Source organism: Aeromicrobium sp. Leaf245, assembly GCF_942548115.1.
Classification (GTDB): Bacteria; Actinomycetota; Actinomycetes; order Propionibacteriales; family Nocardioidaceae; genus Aeromicrobium.
In genome coordinates this window covers 2609311-2623346 of the sequence record NZ_OW824151.1, presented here as the reverse complement: position 1 = coordinate 2623346, position 14036 = coordinate 2609311, and the positions used below count along the sequence as shown (strand labels likewise).

Annotated in this window: 14 protein-coding genes; 9 read left to right on the top strand and 5 right to left on the bottom strand. The window is 72.0% G+C overall.

All coding sequences use genetic code 11. From position 1 onward, the window contains the following. The first annotated feature begins 76 nt into the window (after positions 1-76). On the top strand, positions 77-2266 hold the full coding sequence (ligA, locus tag NBW76_RS12810) for an NAD-dependent DNA ligase LigA (protein WP_055967129.1): 2190 nt from the start codon (positions 77-79) through the stop codon (positions 2264-2266). Positions 2267-2268: 2 nt separating this feature from the next. After that, entirely contained in the window at positions 2269-2514 is a 246-nt protein-coding gene (locus tag NBW76_RS12805; protein ID WP_056554029.1) for a DUF1272 domain-containing protein, read from the top strand. A gap of 27 nt (positions 2515-2541) precedes the next feature. Here the strand turns inward: NBW76_RS12805 and NBW76_RS12800 are convergent, their stop codons facing one another. Together NBW76_RS12800 and ppk2 are read right to left on the bottom strand one after the other, a co-directional pair. Then, positions 2542-3270, bottom strand: a complete 729-nt coding sequence (locus NBW76_RS12800; RefSeq protein WP_056554032.1) for a cutinase family protein — start codon at positions 3268-3270, stop codon at positions 2542-2544. Positions 3271-3370: 100 nt separating this feature from the next. Next, positions 3371-4267, bottom strand: a complete 897-nt coding sequence (gene ppk2 / locus NBW76_RS12795; protein ID WP_200914534.1) for a polyphosphate kinase 2 — start codon at positions 4265-4267, stop codon at positions 3371-3373. 89 nt (positions 4268-4356) lie between these two features. Between ppk2 and gatC the strand changes: the two genes are divergently transcribed. From gatC to NBW76_RS12775, 4 genes are read left to right on the top strand one after another with little or no spacing between them, the layout of a single operon-like run. Beyond that, positions 4357-4656 (top strand): Asp-tRNA(Asn)/Glu-tRNA(Gln) amidotransferase subunit GatC, encoded by a 300-nt coding sequence (gene gatC / locus NBW76_RS12790; protein ID WP_055967141.1) that lies wholly within the window; start codon positions 4357-4359, stop codon positions 4654-4656. Next, complete coding sequence (gene gatA, locus NBW76_RS12785; RefSeq protein ID WP_056554036.1) at positions 4656-6152, top strand: Asp-tRNA(Asn)/Glu-tRNA(Gln) amidotransferase subunit GatA; 1497 nt, start codon at positions 4656-4658, stop codon at positions 6150-6152. Before gatC ends, gatA begins: the two co-directional genes overlap by 1 nt. Beyond that, entirely contained in the window at positions 6149-7684 is a 1536-nt protein-coding gene (gene gatB, locus NBW76_RS12780) for an Asp-tRNA(Asn)/Glu-tRNA(Gln) amidotransferase subunit GatB (protein ID WP_056554039.1), read from the top strand. The genes gatA and gatB overlap by 4 nt, the downstream gene beginning before the upstream one ends. 39 nt (positions 7685-7723) lie before the next feature. Continuing rightward, positions 7724-8383, top strand: a complete 660-nt coding sequence (locus NBW76_RS12775; protein ID WP_056554041.1) for a vancomycin high temperature exclusion protein — start codon at positions 7724-7726, stop codon at positions 8381-8383. Between the two features lie 12 nt (positions 8384-8395). Here NBW76_RS12775 and NBW76_RS12770 read toward each other — a convergent pair whose 3' ends face one another. Both NBW76_RS12770 and NBW76_RS12765 read right to left on the bottom strand, forming a co-directional pair. Continuing rightward, entirely contained in the window at positions 8396-9292 is an 897-nt protein-coding gene (locus tag NBW76_RS12770; RefSeq protein ID WP_056554044.1) for an alpha/beta fold hydrolase, read from the bottom strand. A gap of 75 nt (positions 9293-9367) precedes the next feature. Continuing rightward, positions 9368-10219 carry a RimK family alpha-L-glutamate ligase gene (locus NBW76_RS12765; RefSeq protein ID WP_056554047.1) on the bottom strand — a complete coding sequence of 284 codons (852 nt, stop codon included), beginning with the start codon at positions 10217-10219 and terminating at the stop codon, positions 9368-9370. A gap of 56 nt (positions 10220-10275) precedes the next feature. Here NBW76_RS12765 and NBW76_RS12760 point away from each other — a divergent pair, with 56 nt between their 5' ends. Beyond that, positions 10276-10956 carry a transcriptional regulator gene (locus tag NBW76_RS12760; RefSeq protein ID WP_056554051.1) on the top strand — a complete coding sequence of 227 codons (681 nt, stop codon included), beginning with the start codon at positions 10276-10278 and terminating at the stop codon, positions 10954-10956. On the opposite strand, the gene NBW76_RS12755 is transcribed toward NBW76_RS12760, so the two are convergent. Continuing rightward, positions 10950-11549, bottom strand: a complete 600-nt coding sequence (locus tag NBW76_RS12755) for a Pycsar system effector family protein (RefSeq protein ID WP_056554054.1) — start codon at positions 11547-11549, stop codon at positions 10950-10952. The two genes, NBW76_RS12760 and NBW76_RS12755, sit on opposite strands and share 7 nt — an antisense overlap. A 109-nt stretch (positions 11550-11658) precedes the next feature. Between NBW76_RS12755 and NBW76_RS12750 the strand changes: the two genes are divergently transcribed. Both NBW76_RS12750 and ilvD read left to right on the top strand, forming a co-directional pair. After that, complete coding sequence (locus NBW76_RS12750) at positions 11659-12258, top strand: hypothetical protein (protein ID WP_056554056.1); 600 nt, start codon at positions 11659-11661, stop codon at positions 12256-12258. 57 nt (positions 12259-12315) lie between these two features. After that, positions 12316-14034 carry a dihydroxy-acid dehydratase gene (gene ilvD, locus NBW76_RS12745; protein WP_056554059.1) on the top strand — a complete coding sequence of 573 codons (1719 nt, stop codon included), beginning with the start codon at positions 12316-12318 and terminating at the stop codon, positions 14032-14034. Positions 14035-14036: the final 2 nt, after the last annotated feature.

Genomic DNA, 14036 nt, shown 5'->3' with positions numbered 1-14036 from the left:
CGTGCCAGGTCGTCGACACCGATGCACCCCGCGACTCGCGGCGCACGTGTCGGCGGGCGCCGATATCGTCTGACGCATGAGCGACGACGACCTGCGGCAGCGGCACAAGGAGCTGGCCGAGCAGGTCGACGAGCACCGCCAGCGCTACCACCGCGACGACGCGCCGACCATCTCCGACGGCGAGTACGACGCCCTCGTGCGCGAGCTCGAGACGCTGGAGGAGCAGCTGCCCGAGCTCCGCACGCCCGACTCGCCCACCCAGCAGGTGGGCGGCATGGTCTCCTCGTCGTTCGAGGCCTACGAGCACCGCGAGCGGATGCTCAGCCTCGACAACGCGTTCAGCCGCGAGGAGCTCGAGGCCTGGTACGGGCGACTCGAGCGCGACGGCGCGGGCGAGGCCGAGTTCCTGTGCGAGCTCAAGGTCGACGGTCTCGCCATCAGCCTGACCTACGAGGACGGTGTCCTCACCCGCGGTGTCACCCGCGGCGACGGTCGGGTGGGGGAGGACGTCACCGAGAACGTCCGCACGATCAAGGCGATCCCGCACCGTCTCTCCGCGACGGACGAGTTCCCGGTGCCTGCCTACGTCGAGGTCCGGGGCGAGGTCTACTTCCCCACGCAGGCCTTCGACGACTTCAACGCCGCCTGGGCCGAGGCCGGCAACAACCCGTTCGCCAACCCGCGCAACGCCGCGGCCGGCACCCTGCGCATGAAGGACTCCTCGGTCACGGCCTCGCGGCCGCTGTCCATGGTCTGCCACGGCCTGGGCTACCGCGAGGGCTTCCGGCCCGAGCGGCAGTCCGAGGCCTACGACGCGCTGAAGGCGTGGGGACTCCCGACGTCGGACAGGGCCAGGGTCGTCACCGGCCTCGACGCGGTCCAGGAGTTCATCGAGCACTACGGCGAGCACCGCCACGACGTCGAGCACGACATCGACGGGGTGGTGGTCAAGGTCGACCAGGTGGCGCTTCAGGGACGCCTGGGCTCCACCTCCCGCGCGCCGCGATGGGCGATCGCGTTCAAGTACCCGCCGGAGGAGGTCAACACCCGGCTCAAGGACATCCTCGTGAACGTGGGCCGCACGGGACGCGTCACGCCCTTCGGGCTCATGGAGCCGGCCAAGGTGGCCGGGTCCACGGTCGAGATGGCCACCCTGCACAACCAGCACGAGGTCAAGCGCAAGGGCGTGCTCATCGGCGACATGGTGGTGCTGCGCAAGGCCGGTGACGTGATCCCCGAGATCGTCGGGCCCGTCGTCGCGCTGCGCGACGGCACCGAGCGCGAGTTCGTCATGCCCACCGAGTGCCCGTCGTGCGGAACTCCGCTCGCCCCCGCCAAGGAGGGCGACGCCGACATCCGCTGCCCCAACACGCGGTCCTGCCCGTCGCAGCTGCGCGAGCGGCTGACCCACGTCGGCGGCCGAGGTGCCTTCGACATCGAGGTCTTCGGCTGGGAGGGCGCCGTGGCGCTGCTCGAGTCCGGGGTGCTCGTCGACGAGGGCGGGCTCTTCGCCCTGACGGAGCAGCAGCTGCTCACCGTGCCGCTGTACCGCCGAGCGGCGAAGAGGGCGGAGAAGGAGGCGGTCGCCGCCGGCGCGCCGGACGCCCCGGTGCTGGGTCCGGACGACACGGTGCTCTCCACCAACGGTCGCAAGTTCCTCGACGGCCTGCAGAAGGCCAAGACCCAGCCGCTGTGGCGGGTGCTCGTGGCCCTGTCCATCCGCCACGTCGGCCCCACCGCGGCGCGGGCACTCGCCACCGAGTTCGTCACCATGGAGGCCATCCGCGCCGCCAGCGCCGAGGAGCTCGCAGCGGCCGAGGGCGTCGGTCCCACGATCGCCGACGCCGTCGTGGACTGGTTCACCGTCGACTGGCACTGCGGCATCGTCGATGCCTGGGCTGCGGCGGGGGTACGCATGGCCGACGAGCGCGACGACAGCATCGTGCGCACCCTCGAGGGACTCACGGTCGTCGTCACCGGGTCGCTGCAGGACTTCACCCGTGACTCCGTCAAGGAGGCGATCATCGCCCACGGCGGCAAGGCGTCGGGTTCGGTGAGCAAGAAGACCGACTACGTCGTCGTCGGCGACAGCCCCGGCACCAAGGCCGAGAAGGCCGAGCAGCTGGGCGTCCCGATCCTCGACGAGGACGGCTTCAAGAAGCTGCTCGCCGACGGGCCTCCTGCGGCCGAGGACGACGCCGACGCGGACGACGGTGCCAACGACGAGGACGGGGCCGACGCGCCGGACACCGAGGGTGAGGCCTGACCGTGCTGGAGCTTCGTCCGAGCTGTGAGTGCTGCGACGTCGACCTCGCGCCCACGAGCCGCGGCGTCTTCATCTGCACCTACGAGTGCACGTGGTGCCGCGACTGCGCCGAGGGCCGGCTCGACCTCACGTGCCCGAACTGCGGCGGCGAGCTCGTCCGCCGGCCGGTCCCGTCGCCCTCAAGGCTCGCGGCGCACCCGCCCTCGACCATCCGGGTGCACGCGCCCGACTGCCTGACCCGAGCGTGACGACCTCCTCCGTCCGGACGTCCTGCCTCAGCCCAGCAGAAGGCGTTGCACGGCGCGGGCGAGCTGGCTCGTGATGGCCGCGTCCTCGTACCCGGTCTTGTGCACGGTGTAGTCGGTACCTCCGTCGGCGTCGCACACGACGTCGCGGGTCAAGCAGGCATCCACCGTCCGGTCGGCGAGCGCACCGAGGTCCGGACCGGCGCCCAGGCTGCCGTCGAGGGTGGCCTCCGAACCAGGGAGGTCCGGGCGGATGAACGGGGCGTCGGGGTCGTGCCGCGGGCTGCCGATGAGCGCGAGCGCGTCGACGCGACGGGCGAGGGCGGGTCGGTCGGCGAGCGTCTCCTGGGCGATCTGTGCGCCCTGGCTGAAGCCGACGACCGCCAGGCGTGCCTCCGGGCAGTCCCGGACCGACGCGGTGAGCTGGCGGGCCAGCAGCCGTCGGCCCTGGTCGACGTCGGCCTCGTAGACGTCGACGTCGGAGGCGTCACGGCTGCGGTGCCGGACCGCGTCGACGTCGATGTCGTCCACGCCCTTCGCTGCCAGCCGCTCCTCGAGGTCGGTGACCACGCCGTCGACCTCGGTGCCCAGGCCACGGTTCTTGTCGAGCGACTGCGACTGCCCACGGACCCCGACGACCTGCACCTGGGGGCACCCGTCGGTGGCCTCAGGGAGTGCGTCGTTCCCGGCCGCGGAGCACCCCGTCAGCACGAGGACGCAGGCGACCAGGGGCAGCAGCAGGCGGGAGAAGGGGGACATCCCTCGAGCATGGCAGGCGGCCGACGAGGTACCCGCGGGTGCCTCCGCCCTTCCACGGCTCGGCCGCGCCTGTCCAGCGGGCGCGACCGACGAGCGGCACTCAGTCCACGTCGGCGTCGTCCGGGTCGAAGAGGTCGGCCGCCGCGCCCACGACGAGCGGGTCGGGGATGCGGACGACCTCGTGGTCCTTGCCGGGGTAGTCGAAGCGGTGCAGCACGTGGCGCATGGCCTCCAGACGGGCACGCTTCTTGTCGTTGCTCTTCACGACGGTCCAGGGGGAGTGCTTCGTGTCCGTCCTGCGGAACATCGCCTCCTTGGCCTCGGTGTAGGCGTCCCACTTGTCGAGGGAGGCGAGGTCCATGGGGGAGAGCTTCCACTGCCGCACCGGGTCGATCTGGCGGATGGTGAACCGGGTCAGCTGCTCCGCGCGCGAGACCGAGAACCAGAACTTCACGACGTGGATGCCGTCGTTGACGAGCATCTTCTCGAACGCCGGCGCCTGCTTGAGGAACTCGGTGTACTGGTCGGGCGTGCAGAAGCCCATCACCCGCTCGACACCGGCGCGGTTGTACCAGGACCGGTCGAAGAACGTGAGCTCGCCGGTCGTCGGCAGGTGGTGGACGTAGCGTTGGAAGTACCACTGGCCCTGCTCGCGCTCGGTCGGCTTCACGAGGGCCACCACGCGGGCGCCGCGCGGGTTGAGGTTCTCGGTGAACCGCTTGATCGTGCCGCCCTTGCCGGCCGCGTCGCGTCCCTCGAACACCATCACGACCCGCTGCCCGGTGTCCTTCACCCAGCGCTGCAGCTTGATCAGCTCGATCTGCAGCAGCCGCTTCTCCAGGTCGTACGTCGTGCGGTCGAGTCGCTCGCCGTAGGGGTAGCCCTCGCGCCAGGTGTCCACCGGCACGCCGGAGGGATCCAGGAGCACGGGGTCGTCGTCGTCGGAGTCGTCGACGGTGAAGTCGGTGAGGTGCTGGGCGGCCACGGTGTCGATCACGAGCGGGAGGCTAGGGGAGCGTGGTGAACGCCAGGTGACACGTCACTACGATGGGTCGGTACCCGCACCCGAGCCTGCAAGGGAGACGCATGTCGTCGGCCATCTCGCGTGAGGACGTCGCCCACCTGGCGAGCCTCGCGCGCATCTCGCTCAGCGAGGACGAGCTGGACCGGCTCGGCGCCGAGCTCCCGGCGATCCTCGACCACGTCGCTGCCGTCCAGGAGGCCGCTGCCGACGACGTCGAGCCGATGAGCCACCCGGTGCCGATCAGCAACGTGTTCCGTGCCGACGAGGTCCGTCCCGGTCTGACGCCCGACGAGGCCCTCGCCGGTGCCCCGGCGAGCGAGGAGCAGCGCTTCCTCGTCCCGCAGATCCTCGGGGAGGAGTGATGAGCGACCTCACCCGGCTCGAGGCCGCCGAGATCGCCGACGGCCTCGTCGACGGCACCCTCACGTCCGTGGCCGTCACCCAGGCCCACCTCGACCGCATCGCCGACGTCGACGAGCGGCTCGGCGCCTTCCTGCACGTCGACGCCGAGGGCGCGCTGGCCACGGCGGCCGACGTCGACGCGCGGCGCGCAGCGGGCGAGCAGCTGGCGACCCTCGCCGGCGTCCCGGTGGCCGTGAAGGACCTCATCAACACCGTCGGCCAGCCCACCACGGCCGGTTCGCGCATCCTCGAGGGCTGGGTCCCGCCCTACGACGCGACCGTCGTCAGCCGTCTGCGTGCCGCGGGTCTGCCGATCCTCGGCAAGACCAACCTCGACGAGTTCGCCATGGGCTCGTCCAACGAGCACTCGGCCTACAAGCCGGCGCGCAACCCCTGGGACACCGAGCGCATTCCCGGCGGCTCCAGCGGTGGGTCCGCGGCCGCCGTGGCCGGCTACGAGGCGCCCCTGGCCCTCGGCACCGACACGGGCGGATCCATCCGCCAGCCCGGCGCCATGACCGGCATCGTGGGCGTCAAGCCGACGTACGGCGGTGTCTCGCGCTACGGCGTCATCGCCATGGCCAGCAGCCTCGACCAGGTCGGCCCGATGGCCCGCTCCGTGCTCGACGCCGCCCTGCTGCACGAGGTGCTCGCCGGACACGACCCGATGGACTCCACCAGCATCGACGCGCCCACGCCTGACGTCGTGGCCGCGGCCCGCCGCGGCGACGTCGCCGGGCTGCGCATCGGTGTCGTGAAGGAGCTCGGTGGAGAGGGCTTCCAGCCCGGCGTCCAGCAGCGCTTCGACGAGTCCGTCGAGCTGCTCGCCAAGGCGGGCGCCGAGGTCGTCGAGATCTCGTGCCCGAGCTTCGTGCACGGCATCGCCGCCTACTACCTGGTCATGCCGAGCGAGGTGTCCAGCAACCTGGCCCGCTTCGACGCCATGCGGTACGGCGTCCGCGTCGCGCCCGACGGCGTCGACGGCCCCAGCGCCGAGCAGGTCATGGCCGTCAGCCGTGACGCCGGCTTCGGCGACGAGGTCAAGCGCCGCATCATCCTCGGGACGTACGCCCTCTCGAGCGGCTACTACGACGCCTACTACGGCTCGGCGCAGAAGGTGCGCACGCTCGTCGCGCGCGACTTCGCGGCTGCGTTCGAGCAGGTCGACGTGCTGGTCTCGCCCACCGCTCCCACCACGGCCTGGCGCCTGGGGGAGAAGAGCGACGACCCGCTGGCCATGTACCTCGAGGACATCGCGACCATCCCGGCCAACCTCGCCGGAGTGCCGGGGCTCAGCCTCCCGGTCGGGCTCGCGAGCGACACGGGTCTCCCGGTCGGCGTGCAGGTGCTCGCCCCGGCCCAGGCCGACGACCGTCTGTACAACGTCGGGGCGGCCCTGGAGCGGCTCGTCGCGGCCCCCCAGCTGAGCGAGATCGATGCAGGAGCGACCCGATGAGCACCCAGAGCAGCAGCACGACCACACCGGCGCTCGTCCCGTTCGAGGAGGCGATCGAGCGCTACGACCCGGTCCTCGGGCTCGAGGTCCACGTCGAGCTGAACACCGCCACGAAGATGTTCTGCGGCTGCGCCACCGTGTTCGGCTCCGAGCCGAACACCCAGGTGTGCCCCGTCTGCCTGGGCCTGCCGGGCGCACTGCCCGTCGTGAACGCCAAGGCGGTCGAGTCGGCCATCCGCATTGGGCTCGCGCTCAACTGCGAGATCGCCGAGTGGTGCCGGTTCGCCCGCAAGAACTACTTCTACCCGGACATGCCGAAGAACTTCCAGACGTCGCAGTACGACGAGCCGATCGCCTTCGACGGCTACGTCGACCTCGACGTGCCCCTGCCGGACGGCGGGGTGGAGACGTTCCGCATCGAGATCGAGCGCGCGCACATGGAGGAGGACACCGGCAAGTCGCTGCACGTCGGCGGTGCCACCGGACGCATCCACGGCGCCGACCACTCGTTGCTCGACTACAACCGGGCCGGCATCCCGCTGATCGAGATCGTCACCCGCACGATCGAGGTGCCAGCCGACCGGGCCCCGCTCGTGGCACGCGCCTACGTCCAGCACCTGCGCGACCTCATGGTGGCGCTCGGCGTCTCCGACGCCCGCATGGACCAGGGTTCGCTGCGCGCCGACGTGAACCTGTCGCTCAAGCCCACTGGCTCGTCCACGCTCGGCACCCGCAGCGAGACCAAGAACGTGAACTCCTTCCGCTCGGTCGAGCGGGCGGTGCGCTTCGAGGTGTCTCGGCACGCGGGCGTGCTCGACGCCGGGCAGAGCATCCTGCAGGAGACGCGACACTTCCACGAGTCCGACGGCACCACCTCGCCGGGTCGGCCCAAGTCCGACGCCGACGACTACCGCTACTTCCCCGAGCCCGACCTCGCGCCGGTCGCGCCGTCGCGCGCCTGGGTCGACGAGCTGCGGGGCACGTTGCCCGAGCCGCCGGCCGAGCGACGCAAGCGGCTGCAGGCGGAATGGGACTTCACCGACCTCGACATGCGCGACACCGTGGGCGCCGGCGCGCTGGAGCTCGTCGTGGCCACGGTCGCGGCCGGTGCCACCCCGGCGTCGGCGAAGAAGTGGTGGCTCGGCGAGCTGGCGCGCCGCGCCAACGAGTCCGGCACCGGCCTCGACGAGCTGGGCGTCACGCCGGAGCAGGTCGCGGGCGTGCAGGCCCTGATCGATTCCGGTCGCGTCAACGACAAGCTCGCCCGACAGGTGCTGGAGGGCGTGCTGGCCGGCGAGGGCACGCCCGAGGAGGTCGTGACCGCGCGCGGGCTCGAGGTCGTGTCCGACGACGGCGCGCTCGGTGCTGCCGTCGACACCGCCATCGCGGCCAACCCCGACGTCGCCCAGAAGATCCGCGACGGCAAGGTGCAGGCCGCCGGTGCGCTCATCGGCGCCGTCATGAAGGAGATGCGGGGCCAGGCCGACGCCGGGCGCGTGCGCGAGCTGATCCTCGAGAAGCTCGGCGGATGAGCCCGTCACGATGACGAGCGCTCCGGACGGCGTCGGCCCGTGAGCCGGTCCACGTCGCGCGTCCTCCGGATCGCGGGTCTCGCCGTCACCGCGCTCGTCGGCTCGTCGGTGGTGGTCGCGAACCTCGTGGTCGTGGGTCGGACCTCCGACGACCTGACGCGTGACGTCGACGACCTCGGCCCGGCCCAGGTCGTGATCGTGCCGGGTGCCGGCGTCTATCCGGACGGCACGCTCGGACGGCCCGTCGAGGAGCGCGTGCGCGCTGCCGTGGCCCTCCACGACGCGGGCCTCGTCGAGAAGATCCTCCTGTCGGGCGACAACGGCACCAGCACCTACAACGAGCCCGACGCGATGCGTCTGGCCGTGCTCGAGGCCGGCGTGCCCGCGGCCGACGTCTTCACCGACTACGCGGGATTCAGCACGTGGCACACCATGCGGCGCGCCCGGGACGTGTTCGGGGTCGAGGACGCGATCGTCGTCACCCAGGGCGTGTACGCGGCACGGACGGTCGACCTGGGCGTCGCGGCCGGTCTCGACGTCGAGGGCTACGTCGTCAGCGAGGGCGGTCGACGTGCGCGCGAGTGGATCGCCCGCGTCCGCGGCCTCGGCGAGGCGACGTTCCGGCCCCGGGTCACCCCGGGCCCGGCCATCCCCATCACCGGTGACGGCCGCGCCTCGTGGGCGGACGAGCCGGCCTGAGCGGGTGCGGCCTCAGGCTCCGCGCAGCGCGTCGATGCGCTCGAGCAGCATCCGCAGCTCCTCGCGCACGACCTCGGGCTGCTCGACCGGGATGAAGTGCGTGGCGTCGAGCTCGCGGTAGCGGGAGCGCTTCACGGCCTGCGACGCGGTGTACATGTCGCGGGCGCCCGTGAGCACGTCCCACCGGCCGGAGACGAACGTGGTGGGCACGTCGATCGAGGAGAGCGAGACGCGGGAGTGCTCGGCCACGCCGAGCGCGAGCTTCGCGTACCAGGCGGGGTGGGTCGTGCAGAACTCCTTCACCATCGCCTGCAGCTCCGCGGTGTCGGCCGCGGGGTCGATGAGTCGGGTGCGACGCAGGATGTTGGTGGTGGAACGCGTCCACGGGATCCGGGTCGTGAGGGGGGCGATGCCGTGCCCGGTCACGGTGGTGATGCGCGCCAGGCCGACCATCAGCTGGCGCGCCAGGAACGGCGGGACGTGCAGCGGTGCGAGCATCGTGCCGAAGGTGTTGCCCGGCACGCCCGCGACGGCCAGGATCCCCCTCACCCTGTCGGGGTGGCGCCCGGCCAGCTCGAAGGCCACGGTCACCCCGGCCGACCAGCTCAGCAGGGGGGCCGACTCGATCCCGGCGTGGTCCATGACCGCCAGGGCGTCCTCCACGTACGCGTCGAGATCGACCCGGCCGTCCTTGGGTCGGGCCGACCCGCCGACGCCGCGGTGGTTCCACGAGACGACGCGCACGCCGCAGTCCGGACGCAGCAGCGTGGGCCACGCGTAGGGGTTGGTCCCCAGCCCGTTGCACAGGAGCACGGTGGGGCCTTCGGCGTCGTTCGTCCAGGCCCTCAGGCGCGTGCCGTCGGCACTCGTCACGTCGTAGAAGCGCACGAGTCCGGGAGTCGAGGTCACGGGCGTCGATCCTGCCTCCTCCGGCCCCCGCCCGCAACGCGTTCGCCGGAACCGGTGCCTCGCGGCCGAACCACCCTAGGCGCCGAGCCGACCCTGCAGGGCGGTCGCGAACGCCGCCGCGCCGGTGGGGGTGTGGTCGAGGAAGAACGACGGCTCGGTCAGCTCGAGCTCCATGAGTCGCAGGTCGCCGTCGGGTCCGGTCACCACGTCCACCCGGGCGTAGAGCAGGTCGTCGCCCACCAGGTCGCGTGCCACCGACACCGCGCGCTCGGCGAAGGCCACCTGCTCGGGTGAGGCGTCCCTCGACGCGATGTCCTCCTTCAGCTCGGGCAGCCCGCGTGGATCACCCTCGTCCACGAGCAGTGCGCCCTTGCGGAAGGCGTGGGAGTACGTCGGGCCGAAGAGCAGCAGACCGGTCTCGCCCTCGGTGTCGACGGAGGCGACGTACGGCTGGACCATGGTCGGCCGGCCGGCGTCGAGCAGGCTGCGGCTGTGGGCGACGGCCCGCTCGGGGTCGCTCCAGCGCGCCGTGTCGGCGGATCCGGCGGAGATGGTCGGCTTCACGACCCACTCGTCGGCCTCGGGCAACGCCTCGGCGGACCGGACGGACCAGGCCGTCTCGACCACGGCCACGTCGGCCTCGACGAGCTGCCGCAGGTACGTCTTGTCGGTGTTCCAGCGCAGCACGCCGGCCGGGTTCGCCAGCCGAGGCACGCTGTCGGCCCAGGCGAGGAACGCCTCGCGCCGCGGGACGTAGTCCCAGCACGAGCGCACGACCACGAGGTCGTAGGAGCCCCAGTCGACGTCGGGGTCGTCCCAGACGGCGGTCTCGGCGTCGATCCCGACCTCCGCGACAGCGGCGGTGAGCAGGGGGAGGTCGGCATCGACCTCGCGGAAGTCGGCCCCGCAGGCCCAAGCGATGCGCATCACCCCATCCTGCCAGGTCCAGGTTTTGTCTTACCTGAACGCATATGCTTATCTCCATGGTCGAGGTTCACACGCGGGTGACGGTGATCGTGGACCTCGTCGGGTCGCGTCGCCACGGTGATCGCGCCTGGGTGCACCGGGTGTTCACGCAGGCCCTGGCGGCGGTCAACGACGCGGTACCTGCCGAGCAACCCCTCGAGCCGACACTGGGTGATGAGGCCCAGGCCCGGTACCGCACGGTCGAGGAGGCCTTGCGGGCCACCCTGCTGCTCCGTCTGGAGCTGCCCGAGGCGCTCGATGCGCGGGCCGGGATCGGGGTGGGGGCCGTGCAGCACCTGGGAACGGGTGTGGTGGGGCTGCTCCAGGACGGCCCCGGATGGTGGGCGGCACGCGACGCCATCGACGAGGCGAAGGCCCGCGAGATCGCGCGGGACCGGACGCTGCGCACCTGGTTCGTCGTCGCGCCGGACGCACCCGCCGACCCGGACCGCCCCGACCAGGCGTACGTCGACGCGTTCCTGCTGCTGCGCGACGAGATCGTGACGGGCATGCCGGTCCGCTCCCGTCGCCTCCTGCGCGGTGTGCTCGACGGGCGCACCCAGGCCGAGCTGGCCGAGCGCGAGGGCATCAGCCCCTCCGCGGTCTCGCAGAACCTGCGTCGCAGCGGCGCCTACGCCGTGCTGCACGCCCACGCGCTGCTGCTCCAGGGCGCGGTGGCCGGCCCCGACCCTCAGTAGCCGGTGAGGGCGGCGAGCAGGAAGAACGGCACCGAGGCGCCCGCGAGGCGCATCGCCACCCTCACCCAGTGGTACTTGCGCGCCACGATCCGCGACAGCTCGTAGAGCTGGTGCCGGGTGCGGGCGGGCAGCGTCGGCGGGTGGGCGTCGAGGGTCTCGTCCAGGTCGTCACGGGAGGCGAAGGCCGCCACGTGCCCCCAGTAGTACACGTGCGCCGACGGCGGGGGAACGGTGAAGCGAGGCCAGACCGCGCACGCGGCAGCACCGACGGACCCGCCCGCGAGCAGTGCGCCCACGGTCCAGACGACGCGTCCGAACGGCTCGAGCTCCGCCGGGCTCCAGTCCCGGGCCAGCAGGCCCGCGAGCAGCGCACCGAAGCCGATGCCGAGGACGGCCAGCACCATGGACGCCTTGTGGTCGGCGGCGCCCACCTCGTTGCGGGCCTCGGCGAGGATGCTGAGCTCGACCGCGAGCGGCCCGGCCCCGACCGCTCTGTCGTGGTCGGGCGCGGTGACGTCGGCGGGCTCGGGCGCAGGCGAAGGCGCGTCGCCGGTGGTCGGGCGTCGGCTGACGTCGTCGGTCGCATCGGTCATGGCATCTCCTCGCGCCATCGTGCCACGGGGTGGCGACACCCCGCCGCATAATCAAGCCTCAGGGCTTGATTCACATGAATCAAGGCTCATGGGTTGATAGACTGCATCCATGTACGCCCTCACCATCGACCAGCGGGGGAGCCGGCTGTCCGACGACGGGGTGCCGGGGCTCCTCGACCTCCTCGCCGGCGCCGAGACCGTCCGCGCGTTCGAGCGCACCGTGGGCGACGAGGTCCAGGGCCTCGTCTCGGTGCCGGACGTCGCGGTCGAGGTGGTCACCCAGGTGGCCCGCACCGGCCGCTGGTGGATCGGGGTGGGGGTCGGGGACGTCGACTCGCCGACACCGCCCTCGGTCCGCGCCGCTCGGGGTCCAGCGCTCTTCGCGGCTCGGATCGCGGTCGAGCGAGCGGCACGGTGCACCGCGGGCGTGGCGCTGGAGGCGGGTGAGGGTCGCGACGCCCAGGACGCCCTCGACGCCGAGACCGTCCTGCAGGTGCTGGGCCGGCTCGTCGTGGACCGGTCGCCGGACGGCCAGGAGGCGGTCGACGAGGTGCGGCGCCACGCCACGCAGCGAGCAGCCGCCGAGCATCTCGGCATCTCGCCCCAGGCCATGAGCGCTCGCCTGCAGGTCGCGCGTCGCGACGACGAGGACCGCCTACGCGCCCTGGCCGTCCGACTGCTCGCCCGCGCCGACGCCGCGACCTCCTGACCGGGTGTCGGTGGCAGCCGGGGACGGGGTCGCAGACCCCGGTCGTAGGATCAGCCCATGCCCAGCGAGACCCCCGAGAGCCGTCCTGCCCCGACGCCGGAGCCCGGCGTCGACATCAAGCCCCGCAGCCGCGACGTCACCGACGGCTTGGAGAAGACCGCCGCGCGCGGCATGCTGCGTGCCGTCGGCATGGGCGACGACGACTGGGTGAAGCCGCAGATCGGCGTCGCGTCGAGCTGGAACGAGATCACGCCCTGCAACCTCTCGCTCGACCGGCTCGCCAAGTCCGTGAAGACCGGCGTGCACGCCGCGGGCGGGTACCCGCTCGAGTTCGGCACCATCAGCGTCTCCGACGGCATCAGCATGGGTCACGAGGGCATGCACTTCTCGCTGGTGAGCCGCGAGGTGATCGCCGACTCCGTCGAGACGGTCATGATGGCCGAGCGACTCGACGGCTCCGTGCTGCTGGCCGGCTGCGACAAGAGCCTGCCCGGCATGCTCATGGCCGCCGCCCGGCTCGACCTCTCCAGCGTGTTCCTCTACGCCGGCTCGATCATGCCGGGCAACGTCGACGGCAAGGACGTCACGATCATCGACGCCTTCGAGGCCGTCGGCGCCTGCATGCGCGGTCTCATCACCCGCGAGGAGGTCGACCGCATCGAGCGGGCGATCTGCCCGGGCGAGGGCGCGTGCGGCGGCATGTACACCGCCAACACGATGGCCTCGGCCGCCGAGGCGCTCGGCATGAGCCTGCCCGGCTCGGCCGCCCCGCCGGCGCCCGACCGCCGTCGTGACGACTACGCCGAGAAGTCCGGCGAGGCCGTCGTCGAGCTGCTGCGTCGCGGCATCACCGCACGCGACATCATGACGCTCGAGGCGTTCGAGAACGCCATCACCGTCGTCATGGCGCTCGGCGGCTCCACCAACGCCGTGCTGCACCTGCTCGCGATCGCCCGCGAGGCCGGCGTCCCGCTCACGCTCGACGACTTCAACCGGGTCGGGGACAAGGTGCCCCACCTGGGCGACCTCAAGCCCTTCGGCCGCTACGTCATGAACGACGTCGACAAGGTCGGCGGCATCCCCGTGATCATGAAGGCGCTGCTCGACGCGGGGCTCATGCACGGCGACGTCATGACGGTCACCGGTCGCACCATGGCTGAGAACCTGGCTGACATCGACCTGGGTCTGGACGGCGACATCATCCGCCCGCTCGACGCACCGATCCACAAGACGGGCGGCCTCACGATCCTGCGCGGCTCGCTCGCGCCCGAGGGAGCCGTGGTCAAGAGCGCCGGCTTCGACTCCGACGTCTTCACCGGGACGGCGCGGGTCTTCGACGGCGAGCGCGCCGCCATGGACGCGCTGGAGGACGGCACCATCGCCGCCGGCGACGTCGTGGTCATCCGCAACGAGGGTCCGAAGGGCGGTCCGGGCATGCGGGAGATGCTCGCGATCACCGGCGCCATCAAGGGCGCAGGCCTGGGCAAGGACGTCCTGCTGCTCACCGACGGCCGCTTCTCCGGCGGCACGACCGGCCTGTGCGTCGGGCACGTGGCGCCCGAGGCGGTCGACGGTGGACCGATCGCCTTCGTGGCCGACGGCGACCCGATCACGCTCGACGTCGCCAACCGGACCCTCGAGGTGGAGATCGACGACGACGAGCTCGAGCGTCGCAAGGTCGGCTGGGAGCCCATGGCCCCGAAGTACACGTCCGGCGTGCTCGCCAAGTACCGCAAGCTGGTCAGCTCCGCGGCGCACGGCGCCGTCACCGGGTAGCA

Coding starts and splice junctions, on each gene's coding strand:
- ligA (WP_055967129.1), top strand. CDS start 77: ATGAGCGACGACGACCTGCGGCAGCGGCACAAGGAGCTGGCCGAGCAG.
- NBW76_RS12800 (WP_056554032.1), bottom strand. CDS start 3,270: ATGTCCCCCTTCTCCCGCCTGCTGCTGCCCCTGGTCGCCTGCGTCCTC.
- gatC (WP_055967141.1), top strand. CDS start 4,357: ATGTCGTCGGCCATCTCGCGTGAGGACGTCGCCCACCTGGCGAGCCTC.
- gatA (WP_056554036.1), top strand. CDS start 4,656: ATGAGCGACCTCACCCGGCTCGAGGCCGCCGAGATCGCCGACGGCCTC.
- gatB (WP_056554039.1), top strand. CDS start 6,149: ATGAGCACCCAGAGCAGCAGCACGACCACACCGGCGCTCGTCCCGTTC.
- NBW76_RS12765 (WP_056554047.1), bottom strand. CDS start 10,219: ATGCGCATCGCTTGGGCCTGCGGGGCCGACTTCCGCGAGGTCGATGCC.
- NBW76_RS12760 (WP_056554051.1), top strand. CDS start 10,276: ATGGTCGAGGTTCACACGCGGGTGACGGTGATCGTGGACCTCGTCGGG.
- NBW76_RS12755 (WP_056554054.1), bottom strand. CDS start 11,549: ATGACCGATGCGACCGACGACGTCAGCCGACGCCCGACCACCGGCGAC.
- NBW76_RS12750 (WP_056554056.1), top strand. CDS start 11,659: ATGTACGCCCTCACCATCGACCAGCGGGGGAGCCGGCTGTCCGACGAC.
- ilvD (WP_056554059.1), top strand. CDS start 12,316: ATGCCCAGCGAGACCCCCGAGAGCCGTCCTGCCCCGACGCCGGAGCCC.